At 65.2% G+C, this 21,569-nt stretch carries 19 protein-coding genes and 1 pseudogene; 11 read left to right on the forward strand and 9 right to left on the reverse strand.

Annotated features, from left to right (window positions below; genetic code table 11):
* The first annotated feature begins 53 nt into the window (after positions 1-53).
* Together CXR00_RS13265 and CXR00_RS13270 are read left to right on the forward strand one after the other, a co-directional pair.
* On the forward strand, positions 54-962 hold the full coding sequence (locus CXR00_RS13265) for a DUF5996 family protein (protein WP_104055040.1): 909 nt from the start codon (positions 54-56) through the stop codon (positions 960-962).
* Between the two features lie 144 nt (positions 963-1,106).
* On the forward strand, positions 1,107-1,562 hold the full coding sequence (locus CXR00_RS13270; RefSeq protein WP_104055041.1) for a DUF3817 domain-containing protein: 456 nt from the start codon (positions 1,107-1,109) through the stop codon (positions 1,560-1,562).
* A gap of 28 nt (positions 1,563-1,590) precedes the next feature.
* On the opposite strand, the gene CXR00_RS13275 is transcribed toward CXR00_RS13270, so the two are convergent.
* The gene (locus tag CXR00_RS13275; protein WP_104055042.1) at positions 1,591-2,271 is read right to left on the reverse strand and encodes a response regulator; all 681 of its coding nucleotides are present in this window, start codon (positions 2,269-2,271) and stop codon (positions 1,591-1,593) included.
* On the reverse strand, positions 2,249-3,862 hold the full coding sequence (locus tag CXR00_RS13280) for a sensor histidine kinase (protein WP_104055473.1): 1,614 nt from the start codon (positions 3,860-3,862) through the stop codon (positions 2,249-2,251). The genes CXR00_RS13275 and CXR00_RS13280 overlap by 23 nt, the downstream gene beginning before the upstream one ends.
* Positions 3,863-4,120: 258 nt before the next feature.
* On the opposite strand from CXR00_RS13280, the pseudogene CXR00_RS13285 reads away from it, so the two are divergent.
* The 4 genes and pseudogenes from CXR00_RS13285 to CXR00_RS13300 all read left to right on the forward strand — a co-directional run bounded on the left by CXR00_RS13285 (position 4,121) and on the right by CXR00_RS13300 (position 7,580).
* A pseudogene (locus tag CXR00_RS13285) lies at positions 4,121-5,030 on the forward strand (Bug family tripartite tricarboxylate transporter substrate binding protein).
* Complete coding sequence (locus CXR00_RS13290) at positions 5,027-5,530, forward strand: tripartite tricarboxylate transporter TctB family protein (RefSeq protein WP_104055043.1); 504 nt, start codon at positions 5,027-5,029, stop codon at positions 5,528-5,530. The pseudogene CXR00_RS13285 and the gene CXR00_RS13290 overlap by 4 nt, the downstream one beginning before the upstream one ends.
* Positions 5,530-7,188: a tripartite tricarboxylate transporter permease gene (locus CXR00_RS13295; protein ID WP_104055044.1), complete on the forward strand. Its 1,659-nt coding sequence runs from the start codon at positions 5,530-5,532 to the stop codon at positions 7,186-7,188. The genes CXR00_RS13290 and CXR00_RS13295 overlap by 1 nt, the downstream gene beginning before the upstream one ends.
* Positions 7,185-7,580 carry a universal stress protein gene (locus tag CXR00_RS13300; RefSeq protein ID WP_104055045.1) on the forward strand — a complete coding sequence of 132 codons (396 nt, stop codon included), beginning with the start codon at positions 7,185-7,187 and terminating at the stop codon, positions 7,578-7,580. The genes CXR00_RS13295 and CXR00_RS13300 overlap by 4 nt, the downstream gene beginning before the upstream one ends.
* Before the next feature lie 80 nt (positions 7,581-7,660).
* Here the strand turns inward: CXR00_RS13300 and CXR00_RS13305 are convergent, their stop codons facing one another.
* Genes CXR00_RS13305 through CXR00_RS13315 form a run of 3 tightly spaced genes read right to left on the reverse strand, consistent with a single transcriptional unit; the run spans position 7,661 to position 10,164 of the window.
* On the reverse strand, positions 7,661-8,518 hold the full coding sequence (locus CXR00_RS13305) for an SDR family oxidoreductase (RefSeq protein WP_104055046.1): 858 nt from the start codon (positions 8,516-8,518) through the stop codon (positions 7,661-7,663).
* Between the two features lie 4 nt (positions 8,519-8,522).
* Positions 8,523-9,224, reverse strand: coding sequence for a type 1 glutamine amidotransferase domain-containing protein (locus CXR00_RS13310; RefSeq protein WP_104055047.1), 702 nt, complete (start codon positions 9,222-9,224; stop codon positions 8,523-8,525).
* Between the two features lie 52 nt (positions 9,225-9,276).
* Positions 9,277-10,164: an aldo/keto reductase gene (locus tag CXR00_RS13315; protein WP_104055048.1), complete on the reverse strand. Its 888-nt coding sequence runs from the start codon at positions 10,162-10,164 to the stop codon at positions 9,277-9,279.
* Positions 10,165-10,332: 168 nt separating this feature from the next.
* Here CXR00_RS13315 and CXR00_RS13320 point away from each other — a divergent pair, with 168 nt between their 5' ends.
* Entirely contained in the window at positions 10,333-10,731 is a 399-nt protein-coding gene (locus tag CXR00_RS13320) for a VOC family protein (RefSeq protein WP_104055049.1), read from the forward strand.
* Between the two features lie 51 nt (positions 10,732-10,782).
* Here the strand turns inward: CXR00_RS13320 and CXR00_RS13325 are convergent, their stop codons facing one another.
* From CXR00_RS13325 to CXR00_RS13335, 3 genes are all read right to left on the reverse strand, one after another.
* Positions 10,783-13,596, reverse strand: coding sequence for an FAD-binding and (Fe-S)-binding domain-containing protein (locus tag CXR00_RS13325; protein ID WP_104055050.1), 2,814 nt, complete (start codon positions 13,594-13,596; stop codon positions 10,783-10,785).
* A 161-nt stretch (positions 13,597-13,757) separates the two neighbouring features.
* Positions 13,758-14,492 carry a FadR/GntR family transcriptional regulator gene (locus CXR00_RS13330; RefSeq protein WP_104055051.1) on the reverse strand — a complete coding sequence of 245 codons (735 nt, stop codon included), beginning with the start codon at positions 14,490-14,492 and terminating at the stop codon, positions 13,758-13,760.
* A 150-nt stretch (positions 14,493-14,642) separates the two neighbouring features.
* On the reverse strand, positions 14,643-16,376 hold the full coding sequence (locus tag CXR00_RS13335) for an L-lactate permease (protein WP_219816020.1): 1,734 nt from the start codon (positions 16,374-16,376) through the stop codon (positions 14,643-14,645).
* 187 nt (positions 16,377-16,563) lie between these two features.
* Between CXR00_RS13335 and CXR00_RS13340 the strand changes: the two genes are divergently transcribed.
* From CXR00_RS13340 to CXR00_RS13350, 3 genes are read left to right on the forward strand one after another with little or no spacing between them, the layout of a single operon-like run.
* Positions 16,564-17,364 (forward strand): (Fe-S)-binding protein, encoded by an 801-nt coding sequence (locus CXR00_RS13340; RefSeq protein ID WP_104055053.1) that lies wholly within the window; start codon positions 16,564-16,566, stop codon positions 17,362-17,364.
* Positions 17,361-18,890, forward strand: a complete 1,530-nt coding sequence (locus CXR00_RS13345) for a LutB/LldF family L-lactate oxidation iron-sulfur protein (protein ID WP_104055054.1) — start codon at positions 17,361-17,363, stop codon at positions 18,888-18,890. The genes CXR00_RS13340 and CXR00_RS13345 overlap by 4 nt, the downstream gene beginning before the upstream one ends.
* Positions 18,887-19,522 (forward strand): lactate utilization protein C, encoded by a 636-nt coding sequence (locus CXR00_RS13350; RefSeq protein ID WP_104055055.1) that lies wholly within the window; start codon positions 18,887-18,889, stop codon positions 19,520-19,522. Before CXR00_RS13345 ends, CXR00_RS13350 begins: the two co-directional genes overlap by 4 nt.
* 15 nt (positions 19,523-19,537) lie before the next feature.
* Here CXR00_RS13350 and CXR00_RS13355 read toward each other — a convergent pair whose 3' ends face one another.
* Positions 19,538-20,644 carry an alpha/beta hydrolase gene (locus CXR00_RS13355; RefSeq protein ID WP_104055056.1) on the reverse strand — a complete coding sequence of 369 codons (1,107 nt, stop codon included), beginning with the start codon at positions 20,642-20,644 and terminating at the stop codon, positions 19,538-19,540.
* 226 nt (positions 20,645-20,870) lie between these two features.
* Between CXR00_RS13355 and CXR00_RS13360 the strand changes: the two genes are divergently transcribed.
* Positions 20,871-21,539: a hypothetical protein gene (locus CXR00_RS13360; RefSeq protein WP_104055057.1), complete on the forward strand. Its 669-nt coding sequence runs from the start codon at positions 20,871-20,873 to the stop codon at positions 21,537-21,539.
* Positions 21,540-21,569 lie beyond the last annotated feature (30 nt).

The raw sequence follows: 21,569 nt of genomic DNA on the forward strand, positions 1-21,569 counted from the left end.
CCCCGCGCGGCAGGTCCGGCCGCTGGCTCCGCCACCGTGAGAAGGCCCCTCCCATGGATCAGAGATTTCGAAATTACACCGAATGGCAGGACACCGCCGACACCCTGCATCTGTTCCTGCAGATGGCCGGAAAGGTGAAACTGGGGCGCAGCTACAAGCGGCCGGAGTGGGCGCACGTCCGGATGGACTGCACCATTCAGGGCATCGGCACCGGCATCATTCCGGCGGATGCCTGCAACTTTGAGATTTACTTCAACCTTGCGCAGCATCACGTGGACGTGCAGAACAGCCTGGGCGCGCGGGTACGAATACCGCTGGTGGACGGACTCAGCGTCGCGGATTTTTACGGGCAGCTCATGGAGGCGCTGGAGGTCGTAGGCACTCCCACGCCGATAAACACGGCTCCGCAGGAATTCCACGATCCCGTTCCTTTTGACCAGGACGCCAAGCATCATTCCTATGACCGGGAAGCTGTGGAACTTTTTCTGGCGAACCTGCAGTTCGCCTACCGGTGCCTGGCCGGCTTCCTCGCCCCGATGCGCGGGAAGGTGGACATGCCGGCGTACTGGTTCGGCACCATGGACCTCTCCGGCAACGTCTTCAGCGGGCAGCCGGCACCGTATTCGGGTACGGATGTGATTGGAAGGAACGGTTTCGACGAGAAGTTCTTCGAGGTGGGTTTCTGGCCCGGCGACACCAAGAACACAGCGCCGTCGTTCTACGCATTGCCCTATCCGTTCCTGGCAGACATCGGCACGTACGGATCCCTGCTGGAACCGTCTATGGCACAGTTTTTACCTGAGGAGAGCGAGTTTGTCCTGCGGCTGGAGGATGCCTTTGCCGCGCCTGACCCGCAAAAGGCGGTGGAGGACTTCCTCCGCTCCAGCTTCGGAATTCTGCAGCGGGTGGATCGCTGGAAGGATTTGGACTGGATCACGGAACCGCTGACCTACGGGGGATAGCGGCTGGCCGCAAAGACCCCGGTGTCTGCGGCAGGAATTGCTGGCCCAAACCCAGGGGTGAGGGACGCCGGCGGCGATTGGCCACCGCCCGCGCGATGCTGACATACTGTTGGCAAGACCCCTGCGGAAGGTAAGCGCACCACCATGACCCCCCGAAAACTCTTCACCTCCCTGGCCTTTGCGGAGGCCGTGACGTGGACCCTGCTCATCGCCGCCCTGGTGGCCAAATACGGCTTCGACAATGAAAGCTTCACCCCCATCGCAGGTGGCCTGCACGGATTCGTGTTCCTGTCCTATGCAGCGGTGACCCTCTTTGTCTGGGCCAACCAGAAGTGGCCGGCGCGCACCGGCATCCTGGGCGTGGTGCTCGCCGTCGTTCCCTGGGCGACCATTCCGTTTGAACGCTCCGTGGACCGCCGCGGCCTCTTGGACGGCGGCTGGCGCATGGCGCCGGGCGGCGAGGAACCCGCCAACCCGGTGGACAAGGTTGCCGCCCTGGTGCTGCGCCGTCCGGTGGCAGCTGCCCTGGTGACGTTGGTGCTGGTGGCCGTGGTCTTCATTGTGCTCCTGATCCTCGGCCCGCCCATTCCGAAGGGCTGAGCCAAGACAACGCCAATCTTCGGTCAGCTCAGCGAGTGGAGAGCGTCCGGAGAAGATACCTGCGCTCCGGCCGCCCCGGCCCGTACCGCAGGTTCACCTCCACGCTTCCAATCTCGGCCAGGTACTCCAGATACCGGCGAGTACTGACCCTGGACATGCCCAGCATGTCAGCAGTTTCGGTGGAGGACAGATCCCCGTTCGCGTCCGTCAATGCGGCTTCGACCAAACGCAGGGTCTCCGCACTGCAGCCCTTGGGCAGCGGCACCTTGAGCGGCCGGCCGCTGCCGAACACCTGATCCATATCCGTCTGTGTCACATTCCGCATGCCTGAGACCAGCGGCTGATAAGTGAGCCGGTAATGCTCCAGCCGTTCGCGCAGATCTGCGCCCGTAAACGGCTTCATCAGATAGTGGACAATTCCGCCGCGCAGTGCCCGCCGCACCATGTCCGTTTCCCTGGCGGCACTGATGACGAGAACATCGAGCTCCGGGGCAACGTCCCGGAGCCGCTGCAGCAGGTCCAGGCCGTTGATGTCCGGCAGATGGATGTCCAGCAGCACCAGGTCCGGACGAAGCCTGACCACTTCATTCAACGCGGCAGCCCCGGTGTGCGCGACGCCGACGGCTTGAAATCCCTCTGCCTGCTGGACAAATCCGGCGTGCACTTTGGCGACCATGAAGTCATCGTCAATGATGAGCACTTTGATCATGGGTTCTTCCCTTCTCCGGTGACGGTGCTTCCATGGGCAAGCGGGCGAAGAAGACGGCACCGTCCTCATTCCAGACCCGCACGTCACCTCCACGGCGCAGGCAGGCAAGTCTGGTGAGTGCCAGCCCGAAGCCCCGTCCGCCCAGTGTGGTGTCGCTTTTAGTCGTGAATCCCTGTCGGAAAATCTCATCTGCAACGCCGGCGTCGATCCCGGGCCCCGAGTCTTTGACTGTGATTTCCAGTGACCCTTCAGCCTCCAGGATCCGCACCCGGACCCGGGAATCCTGCTGCCCGGCGGCTGCGTCAATGGCATTGTCCACGAGATTTCCGACGATGGTGGTGAGGTCCCGGGCGAGGCTTTCACCGGTGCGTCCAAGCCGGGAGTCCTGGTCCAGCTGCAACGCCACTCCGCGTTCAGCCGCCTGGCTGGTTTTCGCGATGAGGAGCGCGGCCAGGGTGGGGTCCTCGATGCAGGAGGTGATGCCCTGGTGAAGGCTGCTTCTGCTGTGGCTAACCCCGTTCACGAACTTCACGACGTCGTCATATTCGTGCAACTGGATCAGTCCGGAAATGGTGTGCAGCTGGTTCGCGAACTCGTGCGTCTGTGCGCGGAGGGTTTCAGTGATCCTCTTAGTAGTGCCCAGCTCCGCCTTCAGCGAGGACAGCTCTGTACGATCGCGCAGCGTGGTGACCGACCCCAGGGCACGCCCGCGGGAGGTCAGGGGTTTTCGGTTGAAAACCACTACCCGGTCATTTACCAGGACCAGCCGGTCAGCCTCATCCTGTTTTCGGGTGAGAACATCATGCAGCACCGGTTCGATGTCCAGCTCTTCCAGGGTGCGTCCCACCGAATCCCGCGGCAAACCCAACAGGGTCCGGGCGCCGTCGTTGGCCAAGGTAATCCGGTGCTGGGTGTCTAAGGCCAGCACGCCTTCCTTCACCCCGTGAAGCATCGCTTCCCGGTGCTCCACCAGGGACGTGATTTCCTGCGGTTCAAGGCCCAGCGTCTGGCGTTTGACCCGTGCGGCCAGCAGCAGGGACCCCACCGTCCCCAGAACCCCGGCCAAGAAGAAATAAATCAGTGCGTTTGGGGCGGCGGTGCGCAGCCGTTCCCACGCTGAGGGGTACTCCATTCCCACGGCGGCGAGCCCCACGATGGCACCGTGGTCATCCATGACCGGCACGTGAGCGGAGGCGTAGGACTGACCGTCGATGATTGACAGTCCAGTCCAGGCCTGCCCGGCCAGAACAGTGCTGGCGCCGAGATCAAGCGAGTTTCCCACCTGCGCCGGGTCCGGGGACGTAAGAATTCGCAGGTCCCGGGTGGCCAGGATGACTGACTGAGCGCCGGAGACGGTGCGGACGGATTCAGCAACGGCGGGCAGGGCGGCACCGATCTTTGGCTCAGCACCGGGTACAAGGGCCCGTACCGCAGGCATGGATGCCAGGCTCTCGGCGGCGGACAGGGCTTTGCGGGATTCCACCCGCAATGTTGAGGCAGCGGACTGGGCAATCGACAGGCCTAAAACAGCAACCAGGACGGCGATGACGATGAGGAACTGGAGCCCCAGATACTGGGACGCCAGGGACATCCTCCAGTGCGGCTTCTTTGCCGCGTCTTCGTGCTTTTTCAGCACAGATTGTCCTCCGGTCCATAGACCACCGTTGGCGGCGGGCCTTCATCTGTGTCCGGAGGCCCGGTGCGAAAAACTATACCGCTCATACACTGCCGGGTCCGGGTCTGCGTGAACACAATGAACACAACGTACTCAGAGAACACAAGAGTGACGCCACTCACATTAAATCCGTACCGTGATGAGGCTTGCACATCACTATGAGAAGAGGACCAAATGCGCCCAATGAAGGGTTTGCGGCTGGCTGCAGTCGCCACCGGACTCGTACTGGCGGCATCAGCCTGCGGAGTCACCGGCGGTGCCGAGACTGGAGAAGGCTCCGACACGTCGTCGTCCGCGGAAGCGTTAACCGGCCTGCGTATTCTCGTTCCCAATTCCCCGGGCGGCGGTTATGACACCACGGCGCGGGTGGCAGCCAAGGTCATGGATGAGACCGACGTCGCTACGGGCACCGAGGTGTTCAATCTTGCCGGTGCCGGCGGTACCGTGGGCCTGGCCCGCATGGTCAATGAAAAGGGCAACGCGGATCTCACCATGCTCATGGGTTTGGGGGTTGTTGGAGCCAGCTACACCAATGACTCCGAAGCCAAGCTCACCGAAACCACCCCGCTGGCGCGCCTGATCGAAGAGCCCGGCGCCATCATGGTTTCCAAGGATTCCCCCTTTAACACCATTGATGATCTGGTCCAGGCCTGGAAGAAGGACCCGTCCTCCATTGCGGTGGGCGGAGGGTCCTCGCCCGGCGATCCTGGGCAACAAGCTGGGCTTCGCGGCCTCCGGCGCCGGTGAGTACCTCGACCAGATCAAGACCGGCGAGATCCGGGTCCTGGCCACGAGCGGCGAAGAGCGGCTCGAGGGCGTGGACGCTCCCACACTGACGGAGTCCGACATTGACCTGGTCTTCAGCAACTGGCGGGGCATCGTGGCGCCTCCCGGAATCGACGACGCTGAACGTGAGCAACTGGTTGCCGCACTGGAGCAGATGCACGGCACCGAGGAATGGCAGGAAGCGCTGACCACCAACGGGTGGAGCGACGCGTTCATCACCGGTGATGAATTCACCTCCTTCCTCACGGAGCAGGACCAGCGGGTCTCCGACGTGCTGTCCAAGCTTGGGTTGGCATGAGCCAACAGATCAGCCGGCTCAAGGGCCGCTCCGAGCTGGGCATGGCCCTCCTGCTGGGAGTGGTCGGAGCTGTTGTCATCTGGGACGCCTCAACACTGAATGTCTCCTATTCAAACTCGGATCCTGTGGGCCCAAAAACCCTGCCGTACATTGTGGGCGGTCTACTGCTGGTCTGCGCCGCCCTGCTCACCGTGCAGGTTCTGAGGGGCGGCCACGGCGAGGTAGAGGGTGGAGAGGATATCGATCTGACGCACGGCACGGATTGGCGAACGGTTGTTCCCCTGATTGCCGCGTTCATTGTGAATATTCTCCTCATCGACACCCTCGGCTGGGTTATATCCGGCACGCTGCTCTTCTGGGGCAGCGTCTGGGCACTGGGCAGCCGGCACTATGTGCGTGACGGCATAGTGTCACTGGTCCTCGCCCTGCTCACCTTTTACGGTTTCTACCTCGGCCTGGGCATCAAACTCCCCGCCGGCGTCCTGGAAGGGGTGCTCTGATGGACAGTTTCAATCTCCTGATGTCCGGGTTCGCGACCGCAGCCACCCCCATGAACCTGCTGTATGCGTTCATCGGGGTACTCCTCGGAACGGCTGTTGGCGTGCTGCCCGGCATCGGACCGGCCATGGCCGTGGCCCTGCTGCTGCCCGTGACCTACGGCATGGAACCAACGAGCGCCTTCATCATGTTCGCCGGCATCTACTACGGCGGCATGTACGGCGGTTCCACCACGTCCATCCTGCTCAACACTCCGGGTGAATCCTCGACCGTCATCACAGCGATCGAAGGACACAAAATGGCCAAGAGCGGCCGGGCGGCACAGGCGCTGGCCACCGCCGCCATCGGCTCCTTTGTTGCGGGCACCATTGGCACGGCGCTTCTGGTGGCGTTTGCACCTTTGGTGGTCAAATTCGCCGTCAGCCTCGGGGCGCCCAGCTATCTGGCAATCATGGTGCTGGCGCTGCTGGCGGTCACTGCCGTCCTGGGAACCTCCAAGCTGCGGGGCTTTGCCTCACTTGGCCTCGGCCTGGCCATTGGACTAGTGGGCATGGATCCGGTCACAGGCCAGCAGCGGCTGATCTTTGGTTTGCCGCTGCTGGTGGACGGACTCGACATCGTGGTGGTGGCAGTGGCGATCTTCGCTGTCGGTGAAGCCCTGTGGATCGCTGCGCACCTGCGCCGGACCGCCATGCACGTGATACCCGTCGGCCGGCCGTGGATGGGGAAGCAGGACTGGAAACGGTCGTGGAAGCCCTGGCTCCGCGGCACCGCCTTTGGCTTCCCGTTCGGAGCACTGCCGGCAGGTGGAGCCGAGATCCCCACCTTCCTTTCCTACGTCACCGAAAAGAAGCTCTCTAAGCACCCTGAGGAATTTGGCCATGGGGCTATTGAGGGTGTTGCCGGACCGGAAGCGGCCAACAACGCAGCCGCAGCCGGAACCCTGACACCCATGCTGGCCCTCGGCCTGCCGACCAACGCCACGGCCGCTGTCATGCTGGCCGCGTTTGTGCAGTACGGCATCCAGCCTGGACCGCTCTTGTTTGAGAGTGAACCTCAGCTGGTCTGGGCCCTGATCGCGAGCCTCTTCATCGGCAATACCCTGCTGCTGCTGATCAACTTGCCGCTGGCACCCATGTGGGCAAAGCTGCTGCGGTTGCCGCGCCCCTACCTGTACGCCGGCATTCTCTTCTTTGCCACCCTGGGCGCGTATGCGGTGAACCTGCAGGCGTTTGACCTGATGATCCTGCTGGTGCTGGGCCTGCTGGGCTTTGCCATGCGCCGGTTCGGGTATCCGATCCTGCCGCTGGTGATCGGGCTGATTCTTGGTCCGCGGGCCGAGGGCCAGCTGCGCAAATCGCTGCAGCTGTCCGGCGGCGACATCTCCGGACTGTGGAACGAACCGATCGCCGTCGTGGTCTATGCGATTGCAGCGGTGATCCTGGTGTGGCCGCTCGTTTTGAAGCTGTGGCACCGCAGCCACCCGAAACCGCTGCTGCCGGTCTTGTCCGAGGACAGCACGGGGTCCGTCGCAGTGGGACCCCGTGACCCTGCCGGACAGTCAGACGAATCCGGGGCAGTGGCAACAGCGCCGGTTTCCCGCGGGCGGCGCACTGCCCGGCCTTTTACTGACGACGAGCGCGGAGAGGACAAGGCATGAGCGTACTGGTGGGATACATAGAAACCCCGGAAGGGCTCGCTGCCCTGAACCGGGCAGTGGAGGAAGCCAAGCTCCGAAACACGCTGCTGCTGATCCTAAACACCTCCCGCGGCGACGCCCTGGTGGATGAGCGGTACCTGCAACCTGAGAGTGTCCGGGCCCTCCGGCAGCGCCTGGATCAAAGCGGCGTCAAGTATGAGCTGGAGCAGGAACTGCGGGGCAACGATGCCGCGGCGGAGATTCTCACCGCTGCGGAGGACCGGAGCGTCGAGCTCATAGTCATCGGCATGCGCCGGCGCACTCCCGTGGGCAAGCTGATCATGGGCAGCACCGCCCAGCGCATCCTCCTGCAGGCTGAGTGCCCGGTTCTGGCGGTGAAAGCGGGCAACTAACGACTTCGCCGCTGATATGCCCAGTCCGGCACCTCCCGCGCTTCCAAAGGTGGCAGGTGCCGGACTGACGCGTTAAAGCGTTAGGGGTGGCGGACGCCGTACCCGGAGAGCACCGCACGGTAACCTTCGCGGAACGTGGGATAGGCGAACTCGAAGCCGGTGCCCCGCAGCCGGGCGTTGGAAAGCAACCGGTCTCCGCCGCGGCTGGATCCGCCGGGACCCGAAGGACCCGGCAGGTCCCGTCCGAGTTCCGTGGCCAGAAACCGCAGCACGTCGGCCAGGTCCGCCGGCTCATCGTCAACGCCCACATACAGCGGCTCAGGTGCCGGTTCCCGGGTCATCAGATGCACAATCGCCGCCGCAGCGTCGTCGCGGTGGATGCGGTTGGTCAGCTGCCGGGCGGCCGGAACCGCGGCGGTGCCGGCCGTGACGGAATCGATCAGCCGGGTGCGGCCCGGTCCGTAGATTCCGGACAGCCGGAGCACGACGGCGTCCGGCCGGCGCGAGTGCAGCAGCTCCTCGGCCTCGAGGATCACGGCGCCGGTGGCGGACGGCGGTGCCGCCGGAGTGTTCTCGTCCACCCAGGCACCTCCGGCATCGCCATACACGGCTGTGGAGGACACGAACAGGATCCGCTGCGGGTGCACGCCGTCGCGTTCCAGTGCGTCCAGGACGTTGGCGGTGCCGTCCACATAGGCGGCGCGGTACGCGTCCTCGCTGCGCCGGCCGGCGGCCACGGCAATGACGACGACGTCGGTGTCCGCAGGAATGCGCGGCAGCTCACCGCTGGAACCGGTCAGGTCGGCGGCCCGGCCCGTGATCGGGGCGGGAATCTTCTCGGGGGAGCGGCGCCATCCGAGCACGGAAAAGCCGGCCGCGGCGAACCGCAGGCCGGCTTCCGTTCCCAGATCACCGCAGCCGGCGATCAGGACCGTCATGGTTCTACTCAGCCAGGGCGGAGAGCACGGCCTTGGCCACGTCTTCGCTGGACTGGGGGTTCTGGCCGGAAATCAGGTTCCGGTCGCGGACCACATGGCTGGTCCAGGCCGGGCCGGACTCCACGACGGCGCCCTTGTTGCGCAGCACATCCTCGCAGAACCACGGAGTGTTTTCTCCGGTGCCGCCGCCCAGTTCCTCTTCATCCGTGAAGACGGTGAGTTTGCGGCCGGCAAAGACGAAGTCGCCGTTCTCGGTCTCGGCGCTCAGCAAACCTGCCGGGCCGTGACAGAACGGAGCAATGATCTTTCCGTCGTTGTCGGCTGCAATGAGGATCCGTCCCAGGTCCTTGTCGAAGGCCAGATCCGCCATGGGGCCGTGCCCGCCCGGCATGACGACGGCGTCGTACTCGGAGATGTCAGCGTCGGCGAGCACCAGCGGCGAGGACAGCTCGGCGTCGATGAAGGAGATGTACTGGGTGAAGGCGGCGGCCTTCTCCGGGCTGCCGGCGGACTCGGGTGCCAGGGACACCTGGTCGACCGTCGGCTTGGTGCCGCCCGGGGTGGCGATGCGGACGGTGTGCCCGGCTTCGCGCAGCACGCGGTGGGATTCCACGAGCTCTTCGGCCCAGTAGCCGGTGGGGTGTTCGCTGCCGTCTTTCATGGTGAGGGAATCGGCGGCTGATACGACCATCAGAATGTTAGCCATGCGTTGTGGCTCCTTTGCTTGGCGGAAATGCGGAACAGTGGGGAAAGTCTGTTTACTTGACGGCTGCGGCGGCGCCGGCGGCGTCGAGCTCCGCGAAAGTGGCGTCGTCGAGTGCGATGTTGGCGGCACCCAGATTGTCTTCGAGGTGGGCGATGGAACCGGTGCCCGGGATCGGCATCATGACCGGGGACCGGCGCAGGAGCCACGCCAGGGCCACCTGTGACGTGCTGGCACCGAGGCGCTTGGCTGCCTCATCAACGGGGCCGCCCTGCTTTGCCAGCTGGCCGGCGGAAATCGGTGCCCACGGGATGAAGCCGATGCCGTTGTCCTCGGAATACTTCAGGACATCCTCGGAGGAGCGGTCGGTGAGGTTGTAGCGGTTCTGCACAGTGGAGACGGTGAAGAACCTGGCGGCGGCTTCCAGATCCTCGACGGAGACCTGGGACAGGCCCAGGGCCTTGACCTTGCCCTCCTGCTGCAGGTCGCGCAGCACGGCAAACTGCTCGTCACGGTCCACCTTCGGGTCAATGCGGTGCAGCTGCAGCAGGTCAAGGGAATCGACCTTGAGCTTGCGCAGCGACAGCTCGGCCTGCTGGCGCAGGTACTCCGGGCGACCCACCGGGACCCAGACGTCCGGTCCGGTGCGGACAAAGCCGACCTTGGTGGCAATCCGCACGCCGTCCGGGTAGGGGTAGAGCGCCTCGGCGATGATCTCTTCGCTGATGTTCGGGCCGTAGGAGTCGGCGGTGTCGATGAAGTCAACGCCCAGCTCGACGGCGCGGCGCACCACGTCGACGGCGGTGCCCCGGCTCTCAGGTTCGCCCCAGACGCCGGGTCCCACAATCCGCATGGCGCCGAAGCCCAGGCGGTGTACGGTGCCAAGGTCCTTGAGGTCGATGGTGGGGGACAGGGCGGGTGAGGTTTCCGTCGTATCAGTCATACAAGCGCCAACAGGGGTCGCTGCCGGGTTATTCCTCAGCACCCTGATGTTTGCCCTCGTGCCGTTTTCGTCCGCCGGAGGGGCGCAGCACATGTTCGCGGCTCTTGCGGACCGTAGTTGGCCGCGGAGGGATTCTCCGCCGGACAAACCGGTCCTAGCGTGAAAGGCATGGACTGGAAGATCGAACTTGTACCCGTACCGGTGTCCGACGTAGACGCATCCAAGGCGTTCTACGTGGACCAGCTCGGTTTCAATGCGGACTTCGATGAGCGCGTGAATCCGGAGCTGCGCTTCGTGCAGCTGACGCCGCCGGGATCGGCCTGTTCCGTGGTCATCGGCCCGGGGACCACGGACATGGTCCCCGGTACGCAGCGGATCCAGGTGGTGGTTCCCAGCGCAGCGGATGCACGGCAGCAGCTGGTGGACCATGGCGTGGCCGCCAGCGACGTCACCCCGCTGGACTGGGGGACCTTCGTGTATTTCAGCGATCCGGACGGCAACCAGTGGTCGCTGCAGGAGCTCCCCGAGATTCCGCCCACGCTGCCGTCGGAGTCCCAGCATCCCTGAGCGGCAGCCTGATTAACCCAGGGGATGGTGGTGTGCAACGGATGCCCGGACTTACCGTGTGGCTTCGGCCAGGTACTCCAGTACATGCCGGTAGGTGTGGCCGGTGGCCTTGGACATGCCGATCTCACAGGTCCGGTTCACGGAGGCATAGGCAGCGAACTCGCGTTCGTTGATTTCCGCCGCCTGCTTGTCCGTGGCTGAAGCCGTCAGCTCCGGATGCAGCAGCCCGCGGTCACCCGCAAAGGCGCAGCAGCCCCAGCTTGGCGGCACAAACACTTCCTCCGCCGCAGCCTGGGCAATCGCCTGCAGGGCATCGTTGGCCCCGAGCTGGGTGGAGGAACACGTGGGGTGCAGGGCCATTGAGGGCAGCTTCCGGGTCACGGTCAGCTGCGGCAGGACGGTGTCCCGGACGAAGTCCACCGAATCGATGAACTGCAGCCCGGGATAGTCCGGGCTTTCCCCGGCCAGCCGTTTCATGGTGTCCAGGCCCTCGGTGCAGGACGCCGCGTCGCAGACCACAGGCAGCGCGCCGCCGCCGGTGGCTTCCCACAGGTTCGCGAGCACGCGTTCGGTCATGACCGCATAGCCCTTGCCGTAGCCCTTGGACTTCCAGGGCGTGCCGCAGCACAGGTCTTCGATGCCCGCCGGAATCCGCACCCCGATGTCCGCGCGCCCGCACAGCTCCAGGAAGGCCGCGGAGACGCCCTCCCCTTTGCCGGCCGGACCGAACATGGTGCCGATGCAGGCCGGGAAGTAGACGGCCACGGCGGCCGGGTCCTCCCGCGGTGTGCGTTTGGTGCCGCCGGCGGGCAGCACGGTTTCATAGGCGGGAACGTTTTCGGTGCCGGCCACGGCGCGGGCGACGGCGGTGGCCGCCTTGGGCAGCAGTGCCGGCATGGCGTTGGCCAGGCTCAGTGCCTTGCCGCCGGCCACCGTGACGGTGGACCAGTGCTCCGCGGCGGTCTTCCATCCGGCATCGGCAACTGCATTGGCGTTTTCCTTGCGCAGCCGGCGCACCAGGTCGCCGGTATTAATCAGCACCGGGCACGCCGTGACGCACATGCCGTCCGCAGCGCACGTCTGGACGCCGTCGTACTCATAGTCCTTGCGCAGTTCCTTGGCCAGGACAGCGTCCCCGCGGGCTTCGGCGGCAGCGATTTCCCGGCGCAGCACAATGCGCTGGCGCGGCGTGGTGGTGAGGTCCTTGCTGGGGCAGACCGGCTCGCAGTAGCCGCACTCCACGCAGCGGTCCACCTCGGCTTCAACCGTGGGGGCCACCTTGAGGTCCGCGATGTAGGACGCCGGGTCATCGTTGATGATGACGCCGGGGTTGAGCAGGTTCGGTGCATCAACCAGGGCCTTCAGCTCGCACATGACCTCATACAGCTCGTCGCCGTACTGCCGGCGGACAAAGGGGGCCATGATCCGGCCGGTGCCGTGCTCGGCCTTCAGCGAGCCGCCGTTGTCCAGCACCAGGTCCACCATCTCCTCGGTAAACGCCTGGTAGCGGGCCAGTTCCACCGGATCATCGAAGCGCTCGTTGAGCATGAAGTGGATGTTGCCGTCCTTGGCGTGGCCGAAGATGACCGAGTCCTGGTAGCGGTGCTCGGCGAAGAGCCGTGACAGTTCCTTGCAGGTGGAAGCCAGTGACGGCACCGGAACCACAATGTCCTCCAGCAGGGCGTTGGTCCCCGAAGGACGGGCGCCGGCCACAGTGGTGTAAAGGCCCTTACGCAGGTGCCACATGGCAGCGCGGTCCTTGGCGTTGTCCGTCATGGCAAACGGAGCCGCCAGCGCCAGCGATTCAAAAAGGCCCCGCGAGGCTTCGCGCTTATCGGCCAGCTCTTCCGCGGTGCGTCCCTGGTGCTCCACCAGCAGAGCGGCATGGGAGACGATGTCCAGATTCCGCAGTTCCGGCGGAGCGGCGGGATCCGCCGCGGCCACGCGCAGCGACGTCGAGTCCATCAGTTCGATAGTGGCCAGTCCGGAGGCCACCAGCTCGGGAAGGGCGGTGGCGGCACGGTCCAGCGAGTCGAAGAACATCAGCCCGGTGGCCACCTTGGGCAGCGCCGGAATGGTGCGGAAGGTTGCTTCGGCCACGAAGCCGAGGGTTCCCTCGCTGCCGACCATGAGGTGGGTCAGGATGTCCACCGGACTCTCGTAGTCCAAGAACGCGTTGAGGCCGTAGCCCATGGTGTTCTTCATGGAGAACAGCCGCTCGATGGTGGCCACGGAGTGCGGGTTGGCCACAATGCGTCCGCGCAGGCGCAGCAAACCTTCGAAAAGTTCCGGTTCCAGGGTCCGGAGCTTGGTCTCGGCGTCGGGGGCGGCAGTGTCGATCACGGTGCCCGAGGGCAGCACCATCACCATGGACTCGATGGTCTGGTAGGTGTTGAATTCCGTGCCGCACGCCATGCCCGAGGAATTGTTGGCGACGACGCCGCCAATGGTGCAGGCGATTTCCGATGCCGGGTCGGGGCCAAGTTTGCGTCCGTGGGCTGCCAGCCGGGAGTTGACCGCCCGCACCGTGGCGCCCGGCTGCACCCGGACCCGGGCACCGCCGTCGAGCACCTCGATGCCGCGGAAATGCTGGCGGGTGTTAATCAGCAGGCTGTCGCTCTGGCTTTGGCCGGACAGGGAGGTGCCGCCGGAGCGGAAGGTGGCCGGAATCCCCAGTTCACGGCTGCGGCGCAGGAGGGAGCCGACGTCGTCTGCCGTGCGGGGCGTGGCCACCGCTTCCGGAATCAGCAGGTAGTGCGAGGCATCGTGGGCCATTTTGCGGCGGTCGATGTCCCGGGTGCTGATGTCCTTTGTGCCAAGCGCCGCAAAGGACGCCGCTGTCGGAACTGCTGTTTGAACGCTCATCTAATCCTGATCCAACCATCCAGAGGGAACGACGGTGCTCCCGCCTTCAAATGTAGGCGGGAACACGTCCGGAGGAAAGTTGGTCAGGCCACAGCCGCGGTCCGTCCTCGGCAGCCGGCAGGGATACTCGAGTAGCCGCCGGGGCAGGGCAGGGCCGGATGTTACGAGGAGCCGTCCTTCTCTTCCCGCGGAATCTGCAGATAGAACCACTGGATGTGCTCGCGCAGAAGTTTGGCGGCGTCGTCTCCGCGCCGGGCGGCCACGGCGTCATAGATTCCGTGGTGGTGGTGCTGGAGCTGTGTCATGACGGCGGGCCAGCCATCCATGCTGTCCACGGCTTTCTGCACATATCCGCTGATGGCGCCGCTGAGGGAGGCCATCATGGTTTCAATGACCGCGTTACCGGCCAGGGAGCTGAGCACCACATGGAACTGTGCGTCCAGCAGGTGGTAGGCCTCGCGCTCAATGCCCGGTGCGTCCATGGCTTCCAGGAGTGCGGCGGCGCTCGCCAGGGCGGTGTCCGCAGCGTCCGACGGCGGTTGGGCGGCACCCGCTGCTGCAGCCCAGGTTTCAAGCAGAATCCGGGTCTGGACAATATCGGCTACCGGAAGCCTGCTGCTTGCCATGTGCAGGCGCAGTGCGGAGGAAAGTCCGGCCGACGGCTCGGAGATGATGATCGCTCCGGATTTGGGTCCTGAGCCCGAGGAGGAACGCAGCACACCCATGGCATCCAGGATGCGGATGCCCTCCCGCACGGAGGCCCGGGAGATGCCGTACGTCTCGGCTAGTGTCCGTTCGCCGGGCAGCTGGTCACCGAGGGAGATGGCGCCGGACCGGAGGTCGGCTTCAATGTTTTCCAGCAGCAGGTCATAACTGCGCCGCGGTTGATCTGTCACCGCTCCATCCTGCCATGTGCCGGAACCGGAAAACGACCCTCATGACTTCCGGTAGCCGGACGGACAAGTGCGGGGCCGGAGAAGCTCCGGCCCCGCACTTGTGCTGCATCCGCAGCCTGCTGAAGCTGCTTCCCGAAACAGGAAGTCCGGCTACGGCAGCATCCACCCCAGGATCGGCGTGGACTGCAGGTAGACCAGGGTGCACAGCACCAGCAGCAGGCCAACGCTCCAGCCCACCACCTTGCGCAGCAGCACCGATTCCTGGCCGTCCAGTTTCACGGCGGTGACTGCAATGGCGAGGTTCTGCGGGCTGATCAGCTTGCCCACCACGCCGCCGGTGGTGTTGGCCGCCACGAGGAGGTTCGGATCGATGCCGGCCTCAAGCCCGGCGGTCTGCTGCAGCCGGGCAAACAGGGCATTGGCCGAGGTGTCCGAGCCGGTGACGGCAGTGCCGATCCACCCCAGCACGGGGGAGAGGAAGGCAAAGAATGCCCCCGTTCCCGCGAGCCAGGTGCCGATGGACACTGTCTGTCCGGAGAAGTTCATGACGTAGGCCAGGGAGAGTACGGAGAGGATGGTCAGGCCGGCCCAGCGCATGTTCCAGATGGTCCGGAAGATCTCGGTCACGCCGTTGCCCACGGTCATGGAGTAGCGGCCGCCGTCGTCGTACCTGGCGTAGACCGCACACACAATAAGCCCCGTGATCAGCAGCAGCGTGCCCGGGCTGGAGAGCCAGTTGAAGGTGTAGATGGTGGAGGAGACGGGCTCGCCGGCGTCACTGAGCAGGCGGTCGTGCAGCCAGGGCCAGGGCACCTTGATGTCCGTGGAGGCCAGGAAAGCGGGAACGTCCGCGCCCCACTTCCACAGCTTGGCGATGCCGAAGATCAGGATCACCAGGAAATACGGGAAGAGGGCCAGCAGGGTGCGCGAACGGGTCAGCGAGTCCCCGTCCTTGACGGCTGCGGCGCTGCGGCTGCGGTTTCCGGAACCGCCGGCGTTGACGGAAGCGGAGCCGACGGCGAGGGCCGGCAGGCCCATGCGCTCGCGGGCAGCTTCCAGGCCGCGGGGCTGCCAGAACTTCAGGAAGACGACGGCGGCACCCAGACCTGCCAGTGCAGCCACGATGTCAGTGAGTTCGTAGGAGAAGAAGGTGGAGCAGAGCACCTGTGCAACGGCGAAGGCAACACCGGTGATCACGGCGGCGGGCCAGGTGTCCCGGACACCGCGGCGGCCGTCGAGGATGAAGACCAGGATTAGCGGCACGACGACGGCCAGCACCGGTGCCTGCCGCCCAACAACTGCGCCGATGTGGCCGGCATCGAGTCCGGTCAGGGAGGCTGCGGTGGTGATCGGAATGGCCATGGCCCCGAAGGCAACCGGTGCGGTGTTGGCCACCAGCACGGCGGCTGCGGCCTTGAGCGGCTTGATGCCCAGCGCCACGAGCATGGTGGCCGTGATGGCCACGGGTGCGCCGAAGCCGGCCAGCGCCTCCAGGAGGCCGCCGAAGCAGAACGCCACCAGGATGGCCTGCACGCGTACGTCCCCGCCGCCAATGACATCAAAGACCCGGCGCAGGTCCTCGAACCGGCCGCTCAGGACGGTGATCTGGTAGAGCCAGATGGCCATGATGACAATCCACAGCACCGGAAAGGCTCCAAAGACGGCGCCCTGGGTGGCGGACAGTACGGCCAGGCCCGCCGGCATCTCAAAAGCGAAGACGGCAACGGCGAGCGCCGCCAGCAGGGCCACCCCGCCCGCCACGTGCGCCTTGACCTTGACGTAGGCAAGCAGCACAAAGAAGGTCAGCAGCGGCACAAGGGCTACCAGTGCCGACACGGCAACACTGTTGAGCACCGGATCAGTGCTGGGAATGAACGACTCCACGGGGTTCCTCCGCATTGAGGGGCAAGGTATGGTCAGGCCACAGTGGTCAGACCAAAGGAGTCTAGCGCAAATTGCGGATGTCTGTGATGGTGGTCACCAGCACCGGCGGGCTTGGATGTGTCCGCCGTAACATGTTCTACTATGGTCAGACCACACGTTCGGGGCATTGCCCCGCTGAAAGGCAGCCATGAGAATCGCTCTATTCGCCACCTGCATCGTGGACGCGATGTATCCGCGCACCGCCCGGGCAACGGTGGCCATCCTCGAGCGGCTGGGGCACGAAGTGGTGTTCCCCGCCGGGCAGGCCTGCTGCGGGCAGATGCACGTGAACTCCGGATACCTGCCCGAGGCCGTTCCCGTGGTCCGCAACCACATTGAAGCCTTCGAATCGCAGGACTACGACGTCGCCGTCGCGCCTTCCGGTTCCTGTGTCGCCTCGGTGAAACACCAGCATGCAATGGTGGCCCGGTCCTGCGGTGACGCAGCCCTGGAAGCCCGGGCGGAAGCCGTCGGCGCCAAGACCTATGAGCTTTCCGCACTCCTGACCGACGTTCTCGGCGTCACCAACGCCGCCGAACAGCTGGGATCCTGGTTCCCGCACAACGTCACCTACCACCCCAGCTGCCACGGCATGCGCCTGCTGCGCCTGGGCGACCGGCAGCTGAACCTGCTCCAGACCGTTGGCGGGATCACCGTGCAGCCGCTGCCCCAGGCTGACCAGTGCTGCGGCTTCGGCGGCACCTTCTCGATGAAGAACGCGGATGTTTCCACCGCCATGCTCGAGGACAAAACAGCCAACATTAGAGCTACCGGAGCCGAGCTGTGCTCCGGCGGAGACGCTTCCTGCCTGCTGCACATTGGCGGCGGGCTTTCCCGGGAAGGCAGCAGCGTCACTACCCTGCACCTCGCCGATATCCTCGCCAGCACCCGTGAAAATCCGGTGTCCGTCACCGGAGACGTTCTCGTGAGCGGAAAGGCTTCCCGATGAGCACCACCTACCTGGGCATGCCAACGCTGCCCGTCTTCGGGCAGGGCAACCTCAACGCCACCGAGTCCTTCCCTTCGGCGGCCAAGCGCGAGCTGGGCAACAGCCAGCTGCGCGCCAATCTGGGCCACGCCACCCACACCATCCGCGACAAGCGGCTGCGGGTGGTGGGGGAACTGCCGGACTGGGAGGACCTGCGCAGCGCCGGAAGCGCCACCAAACAGGCCGTCATGGCCCGGCTGCCCGAGCTGCTGGAACAGTTTGAGCAGAACTTCACGGCCCGCGGCGGCATCATCCACTGGGCCCGGGACGCTGCTGAAGCCAATGAGATTGTCCGCGACCTGATCCGCGAACAGGGCGTGGATGAAGTGGTCAAGGTGAAGTCCATGGCCACCCAGGAAATCGGCCTGAACGAGTACCTGGAAGAACAGGGCATTGCCGCCTTTGAAACCGACCTGGCCGAGCTGATTGTTCAGCTGGACCATGACAAGCCCAGCCACATCCTGGTCCCTGCCATCCACAAGAACCGCACCCAGGTCCGGGACATCTTCCTGCGGGAAATGCCCGGCGTGGACCCGGACCTCACCGACAACCCGGCCAAGCTGGCCGAAGCAGCGCGTGCCCACCTGCGCCGGAAGTTCCTTTCCGCCAAGGTGGCCATCTCCGGTGCCAACTTTGCGATCGCAGACGCCGGGACCCTCGCCGTCGTCGAATCAGAAGGCAACGGGCGCATGTGCCTGACCCTGCCCGAAACCCTGATCACCGTCATGGGCGTGGAAAAGCTGCTGCCGTCCTGGCAGGACCTTGAAGTGTTCATGCAGCTGCTGCCGCGCTCCTCCACCGGGGAACGGATGAATCCCTACACCTCGCTGTGGACGGGCGTCACCGAAGGCGACGGTCCGCAGAACGTGCACCTGGTGCTCCTGGACAACGGCCGCAGCGCCGCCCTGGCCGATGAAATGGGCCGCTCGGCCCTGCACTGCATCCGCTGCTCGGCGTGCATGAATGTGTGCCCGGTGTACGAACGCACCGGAGGCCATGCCTACGGCTCCACCTATCCGGGGCCCATCGGCGCCATCCTGTCGCCGCTGATGACCGGCATCACTTCCGAGGAAAACAGTTCGCTGCCGTATGCCTCCTCGCTCTGCGGCGCCTGCTATGACGCCTGCCCGGTCAAAATCAACATCCCGGAAATTCTGGTGCACCTGCGCGCGGAGGACGTGGACAGCAAGCGGGGCAAGAAGAAGCTGCCCTCCCAGATGGACCTGATGATGAAGGGTGCCTCCTGGGCGTTCTCCTCCGGGAAGCATCTTGGATTGCTGGAAAAGGGACTGCCCCTGGGCCGGATTGCCGCCGGCCGCAAAAAGAAGATCACCAAGCTGCCCGGCCTTGTGGGCGGCTGGACACAGAGCCGGGACATCCCGGCTCCGCCCGCCGCTTCGTTCCGCGACTGGTGGGCCAAGGAACACAAGGATCCCGCTGCGGGGTCCACCCCCACGGATTCCGCGAACACCGGAGAACAGGCATGAGCGCACGGACAGACATCCTGGACCGGCTGCGCTCAGCGCTGCGGGATCACCCTGCGGTGCCGGAGATTCCGCGGACCTACCGCGAAGACTCCGGCATGAGCGCCGAAGAACGCATCGAACTGCTGGTGGACCGGCTGGTGGATTACAAGGCCGGAGTCACCGTGGTGGATGAAGCGGGGTTGGCTCCGCGGATCGCCGAGCTGCTCCGGGACGCCGCCAGTTACGTGGTTCCCGCCGGGATCGACGGCGCCTGGCTGGCGGACGCGGAAGCAGCGGCCCCCGGGCGCCGCCGGATCGACGCCGCGGACGCGCCGCTGAGCGTGGCGGAGCTGGATGCGGTGGACGCCGTCGTCACCGGCAGCGCCGTCTCCGTGGCGGAGACCGGAACAATCATTCTGGACGGCAGCCCGAACCAGGGCCGGCGCGCCATCACGCTGGTTCCGGACCACCACATTTGTGTGGTGCGGGAGGGGGACATCGCCGGGATTCTTCCCGAAGCGCTGCGCCGGCTGGACGGCACCCGTCCGCTGACCTGGATCAGTGGTCCCAGCGCCACCTCGGACATTGAGCTGGAACGGGTCGAAGGAGTGCACGGGCCGCGGAACCTGGACGTCGTTATCGTCCGCAGCTGAGGCTGCGGGTTACCGCTACGCCGCGAGTTTCTCCTCGATCTCCGGAAGTTCCGCCAGCAGGTCCTCCTCCAGGGCGATGACCTTCTCGAGCGGCCGCCGGGGCAGGGCGGAAACACCGGTCACATCTTCCAGGAAGGCAACGGTCTGCTGCAGCGATTCCCTTGCCTCGGGACGGTGCAGCTGGAACTGGTACTCGTGGCCCAGAGCCGGCCTGTAATCCTGGGGCCAAAAGCTGCGGACCACCGGCACGCCAAGTTCCTCCAGCCGGTCCGCCAGAGGAAGGGACTGGGTGAGGGTCAGATTGTCGCCGTTGCCCCCGGAAATATAGGTGGGCGGAAAACGGTGGTCCACGTGCGCCGGGATGGACATGTGTGCTGCGGCGGAGGTCGATGCCCAGTCCCTGGAACCGGTGTAGGACCAGAGCGCCTTCCGCAGGCCCCAGCCCACGGGGCCTGCCATGCTGGCCACGGCATCGAAATCAAAAACTCCGCAGTTCAGCAGGATTCCGCGCAGCTGCTCGGGGGCGGCCGCGGGGACCACCCCGGTGTCCCGGGCATACTCGGGGTTGGTGATGGCCAGCGCCAGCTGGGCGGCCAGTTGCGCTCCGGCGGAATCACCGGCGAGAACAATGCGGTTCGGGTCCAGTCCGTAGCGGTCCGCATGTTCGCGTACAAAGGCCAGCGCAGCGTTCAGTTCTTTCACAGCGGTGGGATAGACCGCTTCGGGCGAGATGGAGTACCCCACGCCCACCACCGCATAGCCGTAGCCGGCGAGGACCTTCAGGTAAGGCGCCACGTCTTCCTTGTCGCCTGAAATCCAGGCCCCGCCGTGAATCCACATCACCACGGGAAGCGGTTTCCGGTCTGTGGCCGGAAGGAACAGGTCCAGGGACGGTTTGCCGCCGGCCCCGAGATAGCGCAGTCCACGGTGGCGGATGACACGCAAACCGGGGATATGGGGCTGGATTTTCTTCGCCTGAAACTTGTTGGCACTGGCGAAAACCCCGCGGATGAGCAGTGCTGACGGCAGCGGATGCTGATGCAGCACCACAGCTGCGGCCAACCCTGCAGCAGCGGCTGCGCCTGCCGCCACTCCCACCGCGGGAAGCGAGAAGATCTTCATCTTTTTAAGCTAGGACGTGCCTTTGGACGCCAAACGGCGCGTTTACCGCCAGCTGGCGGGTCCCGGCCGGCTGCTGCGAGGAATCTCATGCCCCGTGGTGTTTGGCGGCACAGCTACAAACAGTTGCTACTCATTTCCCGAATCTCTCTGGTGCACCGGGCGATGTGTTCGTACAGTTCCCTTTCAGCGGCGGAACGGGAGCCGCAGCCTGGGGGAGGGACAGAACATGTGGTGGTTTTTTCTGGTAGGAAGCGTGGTTGGCGTGGTTCTCGGCGTTGCGGCCGCCCTAGCGGGGCTGCGCTGGCTTCAGGGCGCGCGAGAGAGAAGGGCGCTGCAGGCACTGATCACCCAGGTGCACCTGAAACGGGCGCTAGCCGAAAACGGTCCCGGCACCGCTGAGTCCGGGCTAGATCCTGTGCGGTGCCGTTCCAGCGTTATTGATATCCGTCTGCAGGTGCGCGAGACCCTGAGCGAGCTTCGTCCCGGCTCTTCTGCCTCCGCGAATACTTTGCTGGAGATGCATCGGGCCTGTGACACCTACCTGGATGCAACGGAGCGCCCCGGCGGAAGCGTTGAAGCCCGGTTGCGTGATCTGCGGCTTGTGCTCAACCAGGGTGCACGCCGCCTGAGCAGCGGCCGCCATGTGCAGTATCTGGCTCCGGGGGAGCGCGCGGCGGTCCGCCGGGAAATGCTGCTTGCCGCCGCGCGTGCCAAAACCGAAGCACGGCGCAATCCAGGGACGGTTTCCCGGCCACACACCGACAGCCCGGCGACGGTGCCGGGCCCACGGCGCGCGGCCCTGCTTGAATCGGACCGGCAGAACGCTGAAGCCTCCGCCCATGCTCGAGCGGCCCGTCGGCTTGTTGATCATTCGGACGCCCGGGTTCCCCTGTAAGTCAGTACAAGCCGGAGGGTGTGAGACGCA

The organism is Arthrobacter sp. 9E16 (assembly GCF_002929435.1).
GTDB lineage: Bacteria > Actinomycetota > Actinomycetes > Actinomycetales > Micrococcaceae > Arthrobacter_B > Arthrobacter_B sunyaminii.

Excerpts from the sequence above, each read along its gene's own strand:
- CXR00_RS13265 (WP_104055040.1), top strand. The coding sequence starts at position 54 with ATGGATCAGAGATTTCGAAATTACACCGAATGGCAGGACACCGCCGAC.
- CXR00_RS13270 (WP_104055041.1), top strand. The coding sequence starts at position 1,107 with ATGACCCCCCGAAAACTCTTCACCTCCCTGGCCTTTGCGGAGGCCGTG.
- CXR00_RS13275 (WP_104055042.1), bottom strand. The coding sequence starts at position 2,271 with ATGATCAAAGTGCTCATCATTGACGATGACTTCATGGTCGCCAAAGTG.
- CXR00_RS13280 (WP_104055473.1), bottom strand. The coding sequence starts at position 3,862 with ATGTCCCTGGCGTCCCAGTATCTGGGGCTCCAGTTCCTCATCGTCATC.
- CXR00_RS13290 (WP_104055043.1), top strand. The coding sequence starts at position 5,027 with ATGAGCCAACAGATCAGCCGGCTCAAGGGCCGCTCCGAGCTGGGCATG.
- CXR00_RS13295 (WP_104055044.1), top strand. The coding sequence starts at position 5,530 with ATGGACAGTTTCAATCTCCTGATGTCCGGGTTCGCGACCGCAGCCACC.
- CXR00_RS13300 (WP_104055045.1), top strand. The coding sequence starts at position 7,185 with ATGAGCGTACTGGTGGGATACATAGAAACCCCGGAAGGGCTCGCTGCC.
- CXR00_RS13305 (WP_104055046.1), bottom strand. The coding sequence starts at position 8,518 with ATGACGGTCCTGATCGCCGGCTGCGGTGATCTGGGAACGGAAGCCGGC.
- CXR00_RS13310 (WP_104055047.1), bottom strand. The coding sequence starts at position 9,224 with ATGGCTAACATTCTGATGGTCGTATCAGCCGCCGATTCCCTCACCATG.
- CXR00_RS13315 (WP_104055048.1), bottom strand. The coding sequence starts at position 10,164 with ATGACTGATACGACGGAAACCTCACCCGCCCTGTCCCCCACCATCGAC.
- CXR00_RS13320 (WP_104055049.1), top strand. The coding sequence starts at position 10,333 with ATGGACTGGAAGATCGAACTTGTACCCGTACCGGTGTCCGACGTAGAC.
- CXR00_RS13325 (WP_104055050.1), bottom strand. The coding sequence starts at position 13,596 with ATGAGCGTTCAAACAGCAGTTCCGACAGCGGCGTCCTTTGCGGCGCTT.
- CXR00_RS13340 (WP_104055053.1), top strand. The coding sequence starts at position 16,564 with ATGAGAATCGCTCTATTCGCCACCTGCATCGTGGACGCGATGTATCCG.
- CXR00_RS13345 (WP_104055054.1), top strand. The coding sequence starts at position 17,361 with ATGAGCACCACCTACCTGGGCATGCCAACGCTGCCCGTCTTCGGGCAG.
- CXR00_RS13350 (WP_104055055.1), top strand. The coding sequence starts at position 18,887 with ATGAGCGCACGGACAGACATCCTGGACCGGCTGCGCTCAGCGCTGCGG.
- CXR00_RS13355 (WP_104055056.1), bottom strand. The coding sequence starts at position 20,644 with ATGAAGATCTTCTCGCTTCCCGCGGTGGGAGTGGCGGCAGGCGCAGCC.
- CXR00_RS13360 (WP_104055057.1), top strand. The coding sequence starts at position 20,871 with ATGTGGTGGTTTTTTCTGGTAGGAAGCGTGGTTGGCGTGGTTCTCGGC.